Here is a 16,265-nt window from a genome sequence, read left to right as displayed (position 1 = left end):
TTTTCGATAGTGCAGTACTGACTATGGCGAGGGGGTAAGCCCTCCTCGCCACAAAAGTGCTTTTGTCATGGCAGGTTTACTGGGCCAGCCAACCACCATCAATATTCCACGCCGCGCCACGCACCTGGCTGCCGGCTTCGCTGCACAAGAACAGCACCAACTCGCCCAACTGTGGCGGCGTCACAAACTCCAGGGACGGCTGCTTTTCAGCCAGCAAATCATGCTGCGCCTGCTGCGGATCAACCCCGGCGGCAATACGATCATCAATCTGCTTCTGCACCAGCGGGGTCAGTACCCAGCCTGGGCAAATGGCGTTGCAGGTGACGTTGCTGGTGGCGGTTTCCAGGCCCACTACCTTGGTCAGGCCGATTACCCCGTGCTTGGCGGCCACGTAAGCCGCCTTACCCACCGAGCCGACCTGGCCGTGCACCGAGGCGATGTTGACGATCCGTCCCCAGCCCTTGGCCTTCATGCCTGGCAGGCTCAGGCGCGTGCTGTGAAACACCGAGGACAGGTTGATGGCGATGATCGAATCCCAGCGTTCCACCGGGAAGTCTTCCACGGCGGCTACGTGCTGGATGCCGGCGTTGTTCACCAGGATGTCGACGCCGCCGAACTCGCGATCGGCATAGGCGATCATCTCGGCGATTTGCGCCGGGTCACTGACATCCGCCGGGTGATGGCCGACCTTGCCGCCGAACGCCTGCACCTGGGCGATCACCGCACTGGCGTCGCCGAAGCCATTGAGGATCAGGTTGGCGCCGGCCTTGGCCAGGCTCAGGGCAATCCCCAGGCCGATGCCGCTGGTGGAACCGGTGACCAGGGCGGTCTTGCCGTTCAATGTCGTCATGAAAACCTCACACAATACCGGTGGCATAGAAAGTACCGATCACCACGAACACCGCAAGGGTCTTGATGATGGTGATGCCGAAAATGTCTTTATAGGCTTCGCGGTGGGTCAGCCCGGTCACCGCCAGCAGCGTGATGACGGCGCCGTTGTGGGGCAGGGTGTCCATGCCGCCGCTGGCCATGGCCGCGACCCGGTGCAGCACTTCAAGGGGGATATTGGCCGCATGCGCTGCCGAAATAAAACTCTCGGACATCGCCGCCAGGGCGATGCTCATGCCGCCGGATGCAGAACCGGTGATGCCGGCCAGCAGGGTCACGGTAATCGCTTCGTTGACCAGTGGGTCGGGGATGCCCTTGAGCCAGTCCGCCAGCACCAGGAAACCCGGCAAGGAGGCGATCACCGCGCCAAAGCCGTATTCCGAAGCGGTGTTCATTGCCGCCAGCAGCGCACCGCTGACCGCGCTTTTACTGCCTTCGGCCAGCTTGCTGCGGATCGCCGAAAAGCCGAACACCAGCACCATGATGATCCCCACCAACAGCGCCGCCTGCACTGCCCAGATTGCCGTGAGCTTAGCGATCTCGGTCTGCACCGGCACGCTCATGCCCGGCAGGCTGAGGCTGTGGGTCTTGCCGTACCACAGAGGAATCCAGTGGGTGAACAGCAGGTTCATGACCCCTACCAGTAGCAGCGGCGACAGGGCGATCCACGGGTTGGGCAGCTTGATGTCTTCAGCGGTTTCCGGTTCGTTGCGCAGTTCGGTGCCGTAGCCTTCACCGGCGCGCTGGGCCTTGTTGCGCTGGCGGGCCAGGTAGAGCATGCCGGCGCAGAACACGAAGATGGCGCCGATCACGCCCAGCAACGGGGCAGCCCAGGCGGTGGTGTTGAAAAAGGTGCTGGGGATGATGTTCTGGATCTGCGGCGTGCCGGGCAGTGCGTCCATGGTGAATGAAAATGCACCGAGGGCGATGGTCGCCGGGATCAGGCGCTTGGGGATATTGCTCTGGCGGAACATCTCGGCGGCAAACGGGTACACCGCGAACACCACCACAAACAACGACACGCCGCCGTAGGTCAGCAAAGCGCAGACCAGCACGATTACCAGCATCGCCTGGCGAGTGCCGAGCAAACGAATGGCGGCGGCGACGATGGAGCGCGAGAAACCGGAAATTTCGATCAGCTTGCCGAACACCGCACCCAGCAGGAACACCGGAAAGTACAGTTTGATAAAGCCGACCATTTTTTCCATGAACACCCCGGTGAAGGCGGGCGCGACGGCGGAAGGGTCGGTGAGCAATACGGCGCCGAGGGCGGCAATGGGAGCAAACAGGATGACGCTGTAGCCACGGTAGGCCGCCAGCATCAGCAGCGCGAGGGCTGCGAGGGCAATGATCACACTCATGGAGTGTCTCCAATCGGATTGTTATTTTTGTGGGGGTGAAGCTGTGGAAAGGGGCTATAGCGGGATTTGTGCCAAGTTGTTAACTTGTTGAAATATATGGATATTATTTTATTTTAGTAAAAGTTATTCAGCAGTTATCTCTGTTTTGAGACGAGTACTGGCCCACTGTAGGAGCGAGCTTGCTCGCGATGGTCGTCAACGATAACGCTGTCACCCAGGATGCATGCGGTGCCTTTGCGCTTTTTGCGAGCAAGCTCGCTCTTACAAGGGGTGTCTCTATTTCGGGATTTTCATCTCTTTATTGAGATTGTTCGATGCCCAACGCCACCATTTTCTTGTACAGCGTCGACCTGCCCAGCTCCAACCGCTTCGCTGCTTCAACCACATTCCCCTCACACGCCTTAAGCGCCGCCCCAATCATCTGCCGATCAAACCGCTCCCGCGCCGCACTGAAGGTTTCACCTTCAACCGACTCCACGGCACTGCGCTCCACCGGACTGAACGTGCCAATCGCCGCGCGAATCTCGCGGGCATCCAGCACCAGGTCATCACTGAGCAGCGCCGCCCGCTCCAGCACGTTGCGCAACTCGCGGATATTCCCCGGCCAGGCGTGCTGTGCCAGGAGCGCCAAGGCCTCGCGATCCAGTTCATGCTCGCTGCGCAGTTCCTCCAGGATTGCTTCACTCAACGCCGGCAGGTCGTCCAGGCGGTCGCGTAAGGGCGGGACCTGGATCGGCAGGACGTTAAGGCGGTAATACAAGTCCGCCCGAAACTCGCCGCGTTTGATCGCGGCTTCCAGGTCCATGGACGTCGCGGCGATCACCCGCACGTCGCTGTGGATCATCTCGTTGGAGCCCACCGGCTCGAACTCCTTCTCCTGCAACACCCGCAGCAATTTGCTTTGCAGCGGCAGCGGCATGTCGCCGATTTCATCGAGAAACAACGTGCCGCCCTGGGCGATCTGCAACTTGCCGGGGCGACCCTTGCGGTCGGCGCCGGTGAAGGCGCCGGGGGCGGTGCCGAAGAATTCGGCTTCCAGCAGGTCATGGGGGATCGCCGCACTGTTGATGCTGACAAACGCCTTGTGGGCGCGTGGTGAGGCGCCGTGAATGGCCTGGGCTAACAATTCTTTGCCGGTACCGGTTTCCCCCAGCAGCAACACCGGGGATTCGGCGCTGGCGCTGCGTCGGGCGCGGCGTTTGACTTCCAGGCTGGCGGCGCTGGTGCCGATAAAGTGCGCGAAGTTGTACTTGCTCTGGCGTGAGCGCAGCAGCGAGCGGGTGGAGGCCAGCTCCTGCTGCATGCTCAGGTAACGTTCGATCAGCGGCGACAGGTTGCGCAGCTCATCGAACAGGGCAAAACCAATGGCGCCGATCACCGCGCCGGCATCGTCATGGATCGGCAGGCGCATCACCACCAGCGGGCCTTTGGGGGTGTCCTGGATATCCAGCAGGATGGGCAGGTCTGTGCGCACCACCTGGCGCAACAGGCTGTTGGAAATCACCTGCTCGCACGGTTGACCGATGGCCTGGTCGGCGCTTTTGAGGCCGAAGCGCTTGGCGTAGCGCTCGTTCATCCAGACGATATTGGCGTCGCTGTCGACAATCACCGTGCCTTCGCTGGACTGCTCGATGATCTTGAACAACGAGCGGATCGCCAGGGCGCGAACGCGTTGGTAGTCCTTGAGGCTTTCGGTGGTGTTCATGTCAGGCAATCCGTTTTACACGCATGCAGCGGCGAGAAGTTCTTGGGTGTAAGGATGCTGTGGCGATTCAAATACGTCATGGCTCGGCCCGCGCTCCACCACCTTGCCGTCCTTGATCACGATCATGTCATGGGCCAGGGCGCGCACCACCGCCAGGTCATGGCTGATAAACAGGTAGGTCAGGCCGTATTTTTCCTGGAGCTCACGCAGCAGAGCGACCACTTGTTTCTGCACCGTACGGTCAAGTGCCGAGGTCGGTTCATCCAGCAACATCAACGCTGGCTTGAGCACCAGGGCGCGGGCGATGGCGATGCGTTGGCGCTGGCCGCCGGAGAATTCGTGGGGGTAGCGATGGCGGCTGGCGGGGTCCAGGCCTACGTCTTCGAGCACCTGAATCACCTGCGCCTCGCGGTCCTTGAGGCTGCACGGGGCATGGACTTCCAGGCCTTCGCTGATGATCTGCTCCACCGACATGCGCGGGCTGAGGCTGCCGAAGGGGTCCTGGAACACCACTTGCATTTGCTTGCGCCAGGGGCGCATTTGCTTGTGGGTCAGGCCGTCGAGGGCTTCACCCTGGAAGCGAATGCCGCCGCTGGAATCCAGCAACCGCAGGATCGCCTGGCCGAGGGTCGACTTGCCGGAGCCGGATTCGCCAACGATCCCGAGGGTCTTGCCGCGCTGCACGCTCAGGCTGATACCGTCCACTGCCCGCAGGTATTGCTTGCGTCGAAACAGGCCGCCGCCGATCTGGAACTGCACGCTCAAGTCATCTACCTGCAGCACGGTCTCGTACTCGTCGCGGCACAACGGGGCGCCAGCCGGTTCGGCGTCCAGCAACAGGCGGCTGTAGGGATGTTGCGGGGCGCTGAACAGGGTTTGGCAGTCGGCCTGCTCGACGATTTCCCCGGCACGCATCACGCAGACTCGCTGGGCAATACTGCGCACCAGATTGAGGTCGTGGCTGATCAGCAACAGCGACATGCCCAGGCGTTGTTGCAGGGACTTGAGCAGCACCAGGATCTTGCGCTGCACCGTCACATCCAGTGCCGTGGTGGGTTCGTCGGCGATCAACAGTTCCGGTTCGCAGGCCAGCGCCATGGCGATCATCACCCGCTGGCGCTGGCCGCCGGACAGTTGATGGGGATAGGCCTTGAGCCGTTCCTGGGGTTTCTGGATGCCTACCAGTCCCAGCAGCTCAAGGATGCGTGCTTGCGCCGCCTTGCCACTCAGGCCCTTGTGCAGCAGCAGGGTTTCGCCGATCTGTTTTTCGATGCTGTGCAGCGGGTTGAGGGAGGTCATCGGCTCCTGGAAGATCATCGCAATCCGGTTGCCCCGCAGCTTTTGCAGGGTGGAGGCGGATGCCCCAATCAACTCCTGGCCGCGATAACGCACGGAGCCTATGGTTTCAGTGCCGACTTCGGGCAGCAGTTGCAGGATCGAGTGGGCGGTCACCGACTTGCCGGAACCAGATTCACCCACTAGCGCCAGGCACTCGCCGGGGCGCACATCCAGGCACAGCTTGCGCACCACGGTCTGGCCGCTGAAGGCGACGCACAGGTCGCGGATCTCGATCAGGTTGTCGGTCATAAGTTCGCTGCCTTTCATGATCGTGGGTCGAAGGCGTCACGCAACGCCTCGCCGATAAACACCAGCAGCGACAGAATCAGCGCCAGGGTGAAAAACGCCGTCAGCCCCAGCCAGGGCGCTTGCAGGTTCTGTTTGCCTTGGGCGATTAGTTCACCCAATGAGGCGCTGCCCGCCGGCATGCCGAAACCGAGGAAGTCCAGGGCGCTCAAGGTTGAAATCGCCCCGGTCAGAATGAATGGCAAATAGCTCAAGGTGGCATTCATTGCGTTGGGCAGGATATGCCGGCGGATGATCTTGGCGTCGCTCAGGCCCAACGCCCGTGCGGCTTTGACGTATTCGAGATTGCGACCGCGCAGGAATTCGGCGCGTACCACGTCCACCAGGGCCAGCCACGAGAACAGCGCCATGATACCCAGCAGCCACCAGAAATTCGGCTCGACAAACCCTGAGAGAATGATCAGCAGGTACAGCACCGGTAATCCCGACCACACTTCCAGTATTCGTTGGCCGAGCAGGTCTACCCAGCCGCCGTAGTAACCCTGCAAGGCCCCGGCGGCAATGCCGATGGCGCCGCTGATGACAGTCAGGGCCAGGGCGAAGAGGATTGACACCCGCGCACCGAAGATCACCCGCGCCAGTACGTCGCGGGACTGGTCGTCGGTGCCCAGCCAGTTCACCGTCGACGGTGGGCTTGGGGCAGGGCGGGTCAGTTCATAGTTGGGGGTGTCGTCGCTGAAGGGGATCGGCGGTAACAGCATCCAGCCGCCGTCTTTCTTGATCAGCTTTTGCACGTAGTCGCTGCGGTAGTCAGCCTGGAACGGCAGTTGGCCGCCGAACTGCTGTTCGGTGTAGCGCTTGAAGGCCGGGAAGTACAGTTCGTCCTGGTAACTGAGTACCAAGGGCTTGTCATTGGCGACCAACTCGCCGCCCAGGGTCAGGATGAACAGGCCGATAAACAGCCACAGCGACCACCAGCCGCGCCGGTTTTTCTTGAAACGTTCAAAGCGCCGGCGAGCTACGGGGGACAGTCTGAGCATCAGGCGTTCCTCGCGGCGAAGTCGATGCGCGGGTCCACCAGGGTGTAGCAGAGGTCACCGATGAGTTTTATCAAAAGGCCGAACAAGGTGAAGATAAACAACGAGCCGAACACCACCGGGTAATCCCGCGAGACGGCGGCTTCGTAGCTCATGCGGCCCAGGCCGTCGAGGGAGAAGATCACCTCGATCAGCAGGGAGCCTGCGAAGAACACGCTGATGAACGCCTGGGGAATGCCGGCGATCACCAGCAGCATCGCGTTGCGAAACACATGGCCGTAGAGCACGCGGCGTTCGCTCAGGCCCTTGGCGCGGGCGGTGACCACGTATTGGCGGGTGATTTCATTGAGGAACGAGTTTTTGGTGAGGATGGTTAAGGTGGCAAAGCCGCCGATCACCAGGGCGCTGACCGGCAACACCAGGTGCCAGAAGTAGTCGGCGATCTTGCCGATAGTGCTTAACTGGTCGAAATTTTCCGAGACCAGGCCACGCACCGGGAACCAGTTCAGCGAGGTGCCTCCGGCAAAGACCACGATCAGGAACATCGCAAACAGGAACGCCGGCATTGCATAACCGATGACGATGGCCGTGCTGCTCCATATGTCGAACTGGCTGCCATGGCGCACGGCCTTGCGAATTCCCAGGGGAATCGATACGAGGTAGGTGATCAGCGTCGCCCACAGGCCCAGGGAAATGGTCACGGGCATTTTTTCCAGAATCAGATCAATCACCGTCGAGCCGCGAAAGAAGCTGTTGCCGAAATCCAGTTGGGCGTAGCTCTTGAGCATCAGCCACAGGCGCTCCGGCGCTGGCTTGTCGAAGCCGTACTGTTTTTCGATGTCCTTGATCAGTTTCGGGTCCAGCCCACGACTGGCCCGTGAGCCGTTGCCGATGCTTTCGCCGGACGAGCCGCCAATGCCACCGCCGCCAATCCCTTGCAGGTGGGCGATGGCCTGTTCCACCGGGCCGCCCGGCGCGGCCTGGACGATGACGAAATTCACCAGGAGGATGATCACCAGGGTGGGGATGATCAGCAGCAGGCGCTGCACGATATAGGTAAACATCAGTGGGCACCTCCCGACTGGCCGCGCTTGATCAGCTCGGCGTCCATTTGCTCATTGGTCAGCGGGGTGTGGCTGACTTCCCACCAGGTTTCCAGGGCTTCGTCATTGCTGGCTGCCACGGCCGGGCGACCGAAGCGGTTCCACCATGCCGCCGATGAGCCGGGCGGGTAGTAATTGGGGATCCAGTAGTAATTCCATTGCAGCACCCGGTCCAGGGCGTGGGCATAGCTGAGCATCTGCGCCTGGGTGGTAGCGCGGACCAGCCCGGTGATCAGGGTATCCACCGCCGGGTTTTTCAACACCATGTAGTTGTTGGCGCCGGGATCGAAGGCGGCAGACGAGCCGAAGTAGTTGTATAGCTCCATCCCCGGCGAGGTGGTGACCGGGAAGCCGGTGACGATCATGTCGTAGTCCCGGGCCATCATGCGATTGACGTACTGCGAGGAGTCGATACGGCGGATATTGAGAGTGATGCCGATCTGCGCCAGGTTGCGCTTGTAGGGCAACAATAGGCGTTCAAGGCCGCCTTGGGCATTGAGGAAGGTGAACTCCAGCGGTTCGCCGGCGGCGTTGACCAGTTTGTCGCCTTTAGGCTTCCAGCCGGCCTGTTCCAGCAGTTCCAGGGCTTGCAGTTGTTTGTCGCGGATCATGCCGGTGCCGTCGGTGGTCGGCGCCTTGAACACTTTGGTGAAGACTTCGTCGGGAATCTGCCCGCGTAGGGGTTCGAGAATCGCCAACTCCTGAGCGTCCGGCAACTGAGTGGCCGCCAGCGGGCTGTTGGAGAAATAGCTTTGCTGGCGGATGTACATATTGCGCATCATCTGCCGGTTCGCCCACTCGAAATCCCAGAGCATGGCCAGAGCCTGACGCACGCGGCGGTCCTGGAATATCGGTTTTTGCGTGTTGAACACGTAGCCCTGGGCCGGTTGCGGCGCGTCCTTGGCCAGGTGCGCTCGTTGCAGGCGGCCGTCGTCCAGGGCCGGGCCGTTGTAGCCGATGGAGTAGCCGGTGGCGGAGAATTCGCGGTTCAAATCGTAGGCGCCACCCCGCAGGACTTGGCGCGCGACTTCGGTGTCACCGAAGTACTCCAGGCTCAGGTGATCGAAGTTGTACAGGCCACGGCTGATGGGGAGGTCCTTGCCCCACCAGTCAGGGTTGCGCTGGAAACTGATGGTGTTGCCCGAATCGACCTTGCTGACGCGGTACGGGCCGCTACCCAGTGGCGCTTCGTAGCCGCCGCCGTTGGCGAAGTCACGGGTTTTCCACCAGTGCTCGGGGAAGACCGGCAGGGTGGCGATATCCAGGGGCAGGGTGCGGTTTTCGTTGCTGGAAAAGTCGAAGCGCACTTGCCGAGGGCCTTCCACTTCGACGTGCTTGACGTCGGCGAACAGGGTTCTGTAGCGCAGGCTGCCCTGGGTCATCAGCAGGTCAAAGGTGTAGCGCACGTCTTCGGCGGTGATCGGCGTGTTATCGGCAAACTTGGCTTTGGGGTTGAGGTAGAAACGCAGAGACAGACCATCGTCTGAGCGCTCCATTTTTTCCGCCACCAGGCCATAGACGGTATAGGGCTCATCCAGAGAGCGCTGGGCCAGGGGCGAGTACACCCAGCCGTCGAGTTGGCTGACGCCGATGCCTTTATCGATATACGGCAGGACGTGGTCGAAACGGCCGATCTCCACGGCCGAGCGTCGCAGGCTACCGCCCTTGGGGGCCTTGGGATTGGCGTAGGCAAAGTGACTGAAGCCGGCGGGGTATTTCGCCGGTTCTCCGTAGACGGTCAATGCCTGTTGCGGCGCGGCGACAACGGCTGCGCTCGCCATTAGCAGGGCCAGGGTGGAGCAAAGCAGGGTCGAGCCAAATAAGGTGAAGAAGTCCAGTCGCATTATCAGCCTTGGGCGCCGGGTGAAGAAGGAAGGGGATTTGTACGCTAACCGCGCACGCGTCGCCAGTCGCCATGCTGTCGCACAAACACAACGGCCCACCAAAAGGCGGGCCGTTGTTTTATGCATCAGTGTGCACGGATCAGTCCTGGCGGCTGGTCACTTCCAGCAGGTGATAACCGAACTGGGTTTTCACCGGGCCTTGCACGGTGTTGACCGGGGCGCTGAAGACCACGGCGTCGAACTCCTTGACCATCTGGCCTGGACCGAACGAGCCCAGGTCGCCACCTTGACGGCTGGATGGGCAAGAGGAGTTGGCTTTGGCAACTTCGGCGAAATCGGCGCCGCCTTCGATCTGGGTCTTCAGTTCGTTGCACTTGTCTTCAGTGGCAACCAGGATGTGGCGGGCGGTGGCTTTGGCCATGAGGGGTAACTCCTTGAATAAAAAAGGTGAGCGTACCGGATTCAGGCGGTTATTTCCCGGCAAAGTTCCGATGATGTTCACGCAGCCGATGGGCAGCGTCGCGCAGCAACTGGTCTGTCCCGTTCCAGCCCAGGCAACCGTCTGTCACCGATACCCCGTAGCGCATCGACGGGCCCAGTGGTTGACAGCCTTCGAAAAGGTGGCTTTCCAGCATCATGCCGATCAGTGATGTGTCGCCTTGCAAGCGCTGCTCCAGCACATCATTGAACACTGCCGGTTGGCGTAAAGGGTCCTTGCCACTGTTGGCGTGGCTGCAATCGACCATGATCCGAGTGGCTACCTTGGTTTTCGCCAGGTCGTCTTTCACTTGGGCCACGCTCTGGCGGTCGTAGTTCGGCCCACGGTGGCCGCCGCGCAACACCAGGTGGGTGTCGGGGTTGCCCTGGGTCTGGATGATCGCCGGATGCCCCTGGCTGTCGACACCGAAGTGGCGGTGCGGATGAGCGGCAGAGCGCATGGCGTCGCAGGCGATGGCCACGCCGCCGTCGGTGCCATTCTTGAAGCCCACGGGTATGCCCAGGCCGCTGGCCATTTCCCGGTGGATCTGCGATTCGGTGGTGCGTGCGCCAATGGCGACCCAACTGAGCAGGTCATCGAAGTAGCCGCCGGCCATCGGTTGCAGCACCTCGGTGGCGACCGGCAGGCCCAGGCGCAGCATTTCGCGCATCAATTCACGGGACAGGGTCAGGCCGGCGGCCATGTCGTCGCTGCCATCCAGGCGCGGGTCGTAGGCAAGACCCTTCCAGCCGATGGTGGTGCGGGGCTTTTCGACATAGGCGCGGATCACCAGCAGCATCTGGTCACGGACCTCATTGGCCAGTTTTTTCAGGTTGCGGGCGTATTCCATGGCCGATTCAGGGTCGTGGATCGAGCAAGGGCCAACGATGACCAGCAGGCGTGAGTCCTTGCCATCGAGAATGGCGCGCACGGCCTGGCGATGGGCGCTGACTTGCTCGGTCAGGAACGGGCTCAGGGGCAGTTGCTGCTTGAGTTCAAGGGAACTGGGCAAACGCTGGGTCAGCGTTTCATTGGCACAGGACAAGGTGCAAACAGGCAGGGCGGCGATGGACGAGTTCATATTCGGGCTTCCTGGGCAAGCGGCGGGCTGTTCCCGCACGCTCGGCCCTACTGGGGTGTTCGACAATTGGCCAGACTGGCTACGTGTGTTGGCTTGCCACCTGTAGGTGACCGGTCGGAGGCGGCAGGCTGTCCCGAGCGGAGCTTGCTAAATCGCCAGGCGGTGCAAGTGTCGTAGCGGTAATAAGTGATGCAGTTCATGTCGCGATTCCTTTAAGTATTCTGGATCAAGCAAAAAGTGAGGGGCCGAAAAAACAAAACCCCCGGTCGGGGAGCCGACCGGGGGTTAGATTTCTCTGGCAGGCGACCCCTTGATTCGTGGGCGCCGATTTCAGGTATCAGGCGCGCCAGTGGCTAAACCAATAACCAAAATAAAAGCTGACCAGTGCGCTCAAACCGTTCACGCGGGTAGCCACGACCGAACGCTGGGCGTTGGCGGTAGGGCGAACCTTAGTTTGGGTGAGTTGCAACATGGTGTGTCTCCAAATGATAGGTGGAGCTTAACTGAGGCGTGCGGGTGGATTCAATCAGTAATTTCTATTGCGCTTGGGTACTTACGGCTATGGCTCAACTGCCGATATGCTGCATGAAACTTCACGATGATTGCTGGGACGCGACCACATGACTGCCTTGACCCTTGCTGCTGCTCAATCCATGCCCATTGCTGGTGGCGTGCCAGCGAACATCGCCCGCAGAAATGCCGGGCGGTGGAGCGGGCAGCAGGTGGTGATTTGATCTAAGGGAGCGCATTCATATGGCGTTTCAACTGCGGGTCGCGACGGACGAGTACTTGGCGTTTGCCCGAACCCTGACGCATCAGGCGATGGGCAATTACTACCGTCAATATGATTTGTCGTGGTCCGACAAGGGCTTCGATACCGCCTGGGTCGGCCGGGAAAATTGGCTGATCTGCCGAGACGACACAGTATTGGGCTTTTTCAGCCTGAGTCGGGATGCCGAGGCGCTCTATATTCGCGAATTGCACATCCTCGACGCCTTTCGCCGGCAAGGGGCGGGTGCCTGGGCCCTGGAGCAAATGACGCTCAAGGCGCACACGGAAGGGCTTGGCCTGCTACGGCTGACAGTATTCAAGACCAATCCGGCGAAAAGACTCTATCAGCGCATGGGCTTGGCTATCGTGGGCGAGGAAGACTGTTTCTGGCGCATGGAGCTTGATTGTTTGCCCGTCAACGTGCGGTGAACAGGTGGGTAATCCACTCATTTCAGCAAAACAGGCACTCGATTCTAATAAGCGCATACTGACCCTACGAGACGACTTCCTGATCGTACTTCGGGGTTTCATCCACTGACGCGATGATGCCGTCTTTCATGCCCAGCAGGACTGCAACCTTATGGGCCCTCCACGCCGTCTCTTTTTGCGCCCGGCGAACGCTTGAAAAGACTTGCCTTGATGCCCCAGCCAGGCCGTGGCTTGTGTGCAGCAGTGCGAGTACCGGGCATAGTTCAAAACCGTTCAGGTTTGTGTAAAACGAGATGAGTGTGTCACCTCTAGGGGTGTGCAGAACAGGATATTACATCCAAATGAGTGGAATCGGTTCGCGGTTAAGGCTGGAAAGAGAGCGGCTTGGCCTGTCGCAAAAAAACTTTGGCGAAATAGGAGGCGTAGAAGCGAACGCGCAAGGTAAATATGAAAACGGTGATCGGGCGCCGAAAGCCGACTACTTGTCCCGTGTGGCTGAAAGAGGTGTGGATATCCTGTACGTGTTGACAGGTAGCCCTACGCCCATCCAATTGGATAACTTGAGCCAGGTCGAAGAGAAAGTGCTGGGTAACTACCGAGCAATGTTCAAGGAAGACCAAGACGCAATCCGCCGATTGACTGCTACCCTGGCGGAGCATTCATTCGCGTTTAATGGAAAAGCCAAGCCGGCGGCCCAGGATTCCTGACCCTTTGCTTGGGAAAGAACCCCGTCTGCCGCTCGGTAGACGCTCGTAGTGTATTGAAACTCTATATATATGACGCTTGCAGCTAGGTCTGTGCCTTGGTTTTTTGCTAAGGTGTTCAGCAACCTATAAGACCATATCGCGAGGTGTCTGCTTGATTAGGGTGCTAGTAGTCGATGACCATGATCTCGTTCGTACAGGCATTACACGAATGCTGGCTGACATCGATGGCCTGCAAGTAGTCGGCCAGGCCGAGTCAGGGGAGGAGTCCCTGATCAAGGCTCGGGAGTTGAAGCCTGATGTGGTTTTGATGGACGTCAAAATGCCCGGTATCGGCGGTCTTGGCGCCACTTGCAAGCTGTTGCGCAGCCATCCGGACATCAAGGTCGTCGTAGTCACTGTGTGTGAGGAAGATCCATTTCCTACGCGGCTTCTACAAGCGGGTGCCGCCGGCTACCTGACAAAAGGCGCGGGTCTGGCAGAGATGGTCCAGGCCATTCGCCTGGTGTTTGCCGGCCAGCGTTACATCAGCCCACAGATTGCCCAACAGTTGGCTATCAAATCGTTCCAGCCCACCAGCGACTCGCCGTTCGATGCGCTGTCGGAGCGGGAGATCCAGATCGCCTTGATGATTGTCGGCTGCCAGAAGGTTCAGTCGATTTCCGACAAGCTGTGCCTGTCGCCGAAAACCGTGAACACCTACCGTTATCGAATTTTCGAGAAGCTGTCCATTAGCAGCGATGTTGAATTGACCCTGCTGGCGGTTCGCCACGGCATGGTGGACGCCAGCGCCTGAAATGTCGGTATCTGAAATGCCAAGCGCTGAAATACCAAGCTCTGAAATACTAAGCTCTGAAATAAGTGCCCCGTTTAATTCGAGTGCCTTTCTCGCAACCTGCAGTGGCCGTCCCGGCGTGTATCGCATGTTCGACAGTGATGCGCGCCTGCTTTACGTCGGTAAAGCCAAAAACCTGAAGAGCCGCTTGGCGAGTTATTTTCGCAAGTCCGGCCTGGCGCCGAAAACCGCTGCGCTGGTGGGGCGTATCGCCCAGGTGGAAACCACCATCACTGCCAACGAAACCGAGGCGCTGCTGCTTGAGCAGACGTTGATCAAGGAATGGCGGCCGCCCTACAACATCCTACTGCGTGACGATAAATCCTACCCGTATGTATTTTTATCGGACGGTGATTTTCCGCGCCTGAGCATCCATCGTGGCGCAAAGAAGCAGAAGGGCAAGTACTTTGGACCTTACCCCAGCGCCGGCGCGATCCGTGAAAGCTTGAGCCTACTGCAAAAGGCTTTCTTTGTGCGCCAGTGCGAAGACAGCTTCTACAAGAACCGTACCCGTCCGTGCCTGCAATACCAGATCAAGCGCTGCAAGGCGCCATGCGTGGGCCTGGTCGAGCCCCAGGAATATGCCGAGGACGTGCGTCACTCGGTGATGTTCCTCGAAGGGCGCAGCAATGCCCTGGCCGACGAGCTGTCCGGCGCCATGGAGCAGGCGGCCAGCACCCTGGATTTCGAGCGCGCTGCCGAACTGCGTGACCAAGTGTCGTTTCTGCGTCGGGTCCAGGACCAGCAAAGCATGGAAGGTGGCACCGGCGACGTCGATGTCATCGCCGCCTTCGTTAACCCGGGCGGCGCCTGTGTGCACTTGATCAGCGTGCGTGGCGGGCGGGTATTGGGCAGCAAGAACTTCTTCCCGCAAACCGGTATACAAGAAGAGGTCGCCGAGGTCATGGCGGCGTTCCTGGGCCAATACTACGTCAGCAGCCCCGAGCGCGACTTGCCTGGCGAACTGATCGTCAACGTGGCCCATGAGGACTTCCCTGCGCTGATCGAGGCGATTTACAAACTGCGCGGCCGCGAACTGGACATCAGTCACCGGGTACGTGGCACCCGTGCCCGCTGGCAGCAGTTGGCCGTGACCAACGCCGAACAGGCCTTGAGCGCGCGCCTGGCGAATCGACAGCACGTCGCTGCGCGTTTTGAAGCCTTGGCCGACGTCCTCAAGCTCGATGAGCCGCCCCAGCGCCTGGAGTGCTACGACATCAGCCACTCCAGCGGCGAGGCGACGGTGGCGTCCTGCGTGGTATTTGGGCCGGAAGGACCGATCAAGTCCGATTATCGGCGCTACAACATCGAAGGTATCACCGCTGGCGATGACTACGCGGCCATGCATCAGGCCTTGACCCGGCGCTTCAGCAAACTGAAGGATGGCGAGGGCAAGCTGCCGGATATCCTGCTGGTGGACGGCGGCAAGGGCCAGCTGTCCATGGCCCGCGATGTGCTCAATGAGCTGGCGGTGCCTGACCTGATCCTGCTCGGCGTGGCCAAGGGTGCTACCCGCAAGGCCGGTTTTGAAACGTTGTACTTGAATGATGCGGCTCATGAGTTCACTTTGCGGGGAGATTCGCCGGCGCTGCACTTGATTCAGCAGATCCGTGATGAAGCTCACCGTTTTGCCATTACCGGCCACCGTGCCCGACGCGGAAAAACCCGGCGTACCTCAACCCTGGAAGGGATCGCAGGCGTGGGGCCCAAGCGTCGGCGGGAACTGTTAAAACATTTTGGTGGCTTGCAGGAACTATCGCGTGCCAGCATCGACGAAATAGCCAAAGCCCCTGGTATCAGTAAAAAGCTCGCTGAGTTGATTTATGCAAACCTGCATAGCGAGTAGAATGCCAACTCACCTCGTAGCCAGTTGTGCCGATGAATATCCCTAATCTGATCACCGTACTACGCGTCCTGCTCATTCCGATTTTCATTTTGCTGTTTTACCTGCCGTACGAATGGAGTTACATGGCCTCCAGTTCGGTCTTCGCCTTTGCGGCGGCGACCGACTGGCTGGACGGCTACCTGGCCCGTCGCCTGGAGCAGAGCACGCCGTTTGGCGCGTTTCTCGATCCCGTGGCCGACAAGCTGATGGTGGCGGTTGCCCTGGTGCTGCTGGTGCAGGAACACGGCAATCTCTGGCTGACCCTGCCAGCCGCCGTGATCATCGGTCGTGAGATCGTCGTCTCTGCCTTGCGCGAATGGATGGCCGAAATCGGCGCACGCGCCCACGTGGCGGTCTCCAATATGGGCAAATGGAAAACCGCGGCGCAAATGCTCGCCCTGGTGATCCTGCTGGCTAATCCGTCGAACTTCACCTTCTGGGTGCTGCTGGGCTATGCTTTGCTGCTGATTGCCGCAGGCCTGACCCTGTGGTCCATGATCCAATACCTGCGCGCCGCCTGGCCTCATCTGCGGACCACCGTTGAAAAGAAATAAAACTTT

Annotated in this window: 15 protein-coding genes and 1 pseudogene; 5 read left to right on the top strand and 11 right to left on the bottom strand. The window is 60.1% G+C overall.

Annotation, left to right across the window (positions count from 1 at the left end):
* Window positions 1-76 precede the first annotated feature (76 nt).
* The 10 genes from FQ182_RS16365 to FQ182_RS30345 form a co-directional block, all read right to left on the bottom strand.
* Window positions 77-850 (bottom strand): 3-hydroxybutyrate dehydrogenase, encoded by a 774-nt coding sequence (locus tag FQ182_RS16365; protein ID WP_149413947.1) that lies wholly within the window; start codon window positions 848-850, stop codon window positions 77-79.
* Window positions 851-857: 7 nt separating this feature from the next.
* Window positions 858-2,249: a GntP family permease gene (locus FQ182_RS16360; protein ID WP_149413948.1), complete on the bottom strand. Its 1,392-nt coding sequence runs from the start codon at window positions 2,247-2,249 to the stop codon at window positions 858-860.
* A gap of 298 nt (window positions 2,250-2,547) precedes the next feature.
* Window positions 2,548-3,954 carry a sigma-54-dependent Fis family transcriptional regulator gene (locus tag FQ182_RS16355; protein ID WP_149413949.1) on the bottom strand — a complete coding sequence of 469 codons (1,407 nt, stop codon included), beginning with the start codon at window positions 3,952-3,954 and terminating at the stop codon, window positions 2,548-2,550.
* Between the two features lie 15 nt (window positions 3,955-3,969).
* On the bottom strand, window positions 3,970-5,541 hold the full coding sequence (locus FQ182_RS16350) for an ABC transporter ATP-binding protein (protein WP_149413950.1): 1,572 nt from the start codon (window positions 5,539-5,541) through the stop codon (window positions 3,970-3,972).
* A gap of 14 nt (window positions 5,542-5,555) precedes the next feature.
* Entirely contained in the window at window positions 5,556-6,578 is a 1,023-nt protein-coding gene (locus FQ182_RS16345; protein ID WP_149413951.1) for an ABC transporter permease, read from the bottom strand.
* On the bottom strand, window positions 6,578-7,639 hold the full coding sequence (locus FQ182_RS16340) for a microcin C ABC transporter permease YejB (protein ID WP_149413952.1): 1,062 nt from the start codon (window positions 7,637-7,639) through the stop codon (window positions 6,578-6,580). Before FQ182_RS16340 ends, FQ182_RS16345 begins: the two co-directional genes overlap by 1 nt.
* A complete protein-coding gene (locus FQ182_RS16335) occupies window positions 7,639-9,522 on the bottom strand; it encodes an extracellular solute-binding protein (protein ID WP_149413953.1) in 1,884 nt (627 codons plus the stop codon). Before FQ182_RS16335 ends, FQ182_RS16340 begins: the two co-directional genes overlap by 1 nt.
* Window positions 9,523-9,661: 139 nt before the next feature.
* Window positions 9,662-9,943, bottom strand: coding sequence for a peptidylprolyl isomerase (locus FQ182_RS16330; protein ID WP_149413954.1), 282 nt, complete (start codon window positions 9,941-9,943; stop codon window positions 9,662-9,664).
* 49 nt (window positions 9,944-9,992) lie between these two features.
* The gene (locus FQ182_RS16325) at window positions 9,993-11,081 is read right to left on the bottom strand and encodes a 3-deoxy-7-phosphoheptulonate synthase (protein WP_149413955.1); all 1,089 of its coding nucleotides are present in this window, start codon (window positions 11,079-11,081) and stop codon (window positions 9,993-9,995) included.
* 337 nt (window positions 11,082-11,418) lie between these two features.
* Window positions 11,419-11,553 (bottom strand): hypothetical protein, encoded by a 135-nt coding sequence (locus tag FQ182_RS30345; protein WP_256666320.1) that lies wholly within the window; start codon window positions 11,551-11,553, stop codon window positions 11,419-11,421.
* 281 nt (window positions 11,554-11,834) lie between these two features.
* On the opposite strand from FQ182_RS30345, the gene FQ182_RS16320 reads away from it, so the two are divergent.
* On the top strand, window positions 11,835-12,281 hold the full coding sequence (locus FQ182_RS16320; RefSeq protein ID WP_149413956.1) for a GNAT family N-acetyltransferase: 447 nt from the start codon (window positions 11,835-11,837) through the stop codon (window positions 12,279-12,281).
* A gap of 64 nt (window positions 12,282-12,345) precedes the next feature.
* Here FQ182_RS16320 and FQ182_RS30340 read toward each other — a convergent pair.
* Window positions 12,346-12,541 (bottom strand): annotated as a pseudogene (locus FQ182_RS30340) (DNA-binding protein).
* A gap of 81 nt (window positions 12,542-12,622) precedes the next feature.
* On the opposite strand from FQ182_RS30340, the gene FQ182_RS16310 reads away from it, so the two are divergent.
* The 4 genes from FQ182_RS16310 (at window position 12,623) to pgsA (ending at window position 16,259) form a co-directional block, all read left to right on the top strand.
* Complete coding sequence (locus FQ182_RS16310; RefSeq protein ID WP_149413957.1) at window positions 12,623-12,988, top strand: helix-turn-helix domain-containing protein; 366 nt, start codon at window positions 12,623-12,625, stop codon at window positions 12,986-12,988.
* 151 nt (window positions 12,989-13,139) lie between these two features.
* Window positions 13,140-13,781, top strand: coding sequence for a UvrY/SirA/GacA family response regulator transcription factor (gene uvrY, locus FQ182_RS16305; RefSeq protein WP_133100139.1), 642 nt, complete (start codon window positions 13,140-13,142; stop codon window positions 13,779-13,781).
* A gap of 61 nt (window positions 13,782-13,842) precedes the next feature.
* Window positions 13,843-15,666 (top strand): excinuclease ABC subunit UvrC, encoded by a 1,824-nt coding sequence (gene uvrC, locus FQ182_RS16300; RefSeq protein WP_149413966.1) that lies wholly within the window; start codon window positions 13,843-13,845, stop codon window positions 15,664-15,666.
* A 32-nt stretch (window positions 15,667-15,698) separates the two neighbouring features.
* Entirely contained in the window at window positions 15,699-16,259 is a 561-nt protein-coding gene (pgsA, locus tag FQ182_RS16295) for a CDP-diacylglycerol--glycerol-3-phosphate 3-phosphatidyltransferase (RefSeq protein ID WP_133100138.1), read from the top strand.
* Window positions 16,260-16,265: the final 6 nt, after the last annotated feature.

The organism is Pseudomonas sp. ANT_H4, assembly GCF_008369295.1.
Taxonomy (GTDB): Bacteria; Pseudomonadota; Gammaproteobacteria; order Pseudomonadales; family Pseudomonadaceae; genus Aquipseudomonas.
The sequence above is the reverse complement of the archived record's forward strand: the minus strand, read 5'-3'. Positions and strand labels throughout refer to the sequence as shown.

Coding starts and splice junctions, on each gene's coding strand:
- FQ182_RS16365 (WP_149413947.1), bottom strand. CDS start 850: ATGACGACATTGAACGGCAAGACCGCCCTGGTCACCGGTTCCACCAGC.
- FQ182_RS16360 (WP_149413948.1), bottom strand. CDS start 2,249: ATGAGTGTGATCATTGCCCTCGCAGCCCTCGCGCTGCTGATGCTGGCG.
- FQ182_RS16355 (WP_149413949.1), bottom strand. CDS start 3,954: ATGAACACCACCGAAAGCCTCAAGGACTACCAACGCGTTCGCGCCCTG.
- FQ182_RS16350 (WP_149413950.1), bottom strand. CDS start 5,541: ATGACCGACAACCTGATCGAGATCCGCGACCTGTGCGTCGCCTTCAGC.
- FQ182_RS16345 (WP_149413951.1), bottom strand. CDS start 6,578: ATGCTCAGACTGTCCCCCGTAGCTCGCCGGCGCTTTGAACGTTTCAAG.
- FQ182_RS16340 (WP_149413952.1), bottom strand. CDS start 7,639: ATGTTTACCTATATCGTGCAGCGCCTGCTGCTGATCATCCCCACCCTG.
- FQ182_RS16335 (WP_149413953.1), bottom strand. CDS start 9,522: ATGCGACTGGACTTCTTCACCTTATTTGGCTCGACCCTGCTTTGCTCC.
- FQ182_RS16330 (WP_149413954.1), bottom strand. CDS start 9,943: ATGGCCAAAGCCACCGCCCGCCACATCCTGGTTGCCACTGAAGACAAG.
- FQ182_RS16325 (WP_149413955.1), bottom strand. CDS start 11,081: ATGAACTCGTCCATCGCCGCCCTGCCTGTTTGCACCTTGTCCTGTGCC.
- FQ182_RS30345 (WP_256666320.1), bottom strand. CDS start 11,553: ATGTTGCAACTCACCCAAACTAAGGTTCGCCCTACCGCCAACGCCCAG.
- FQ182_RS16320 (WP_149413956.1), top strand. CDS start 11,835: ATGGCGTTTCAACTGCGGGTCGCGACGGACGAGTACTTGGCGTTTGCC.
- FQ182_RS16310 (WP_149413957.1), top strand. CDS start 12,623: ATGAGTGGAATCGGTTCGCGGTTAAGGCTGGAAAGAGAGCGGCTTGGC.
- pgsA (WP_133100138.1), top strand. CDS start 15,699: ATGAATATCCCTAATCTGATCACCGTACTACGCGTCCTGCTCATTCCG.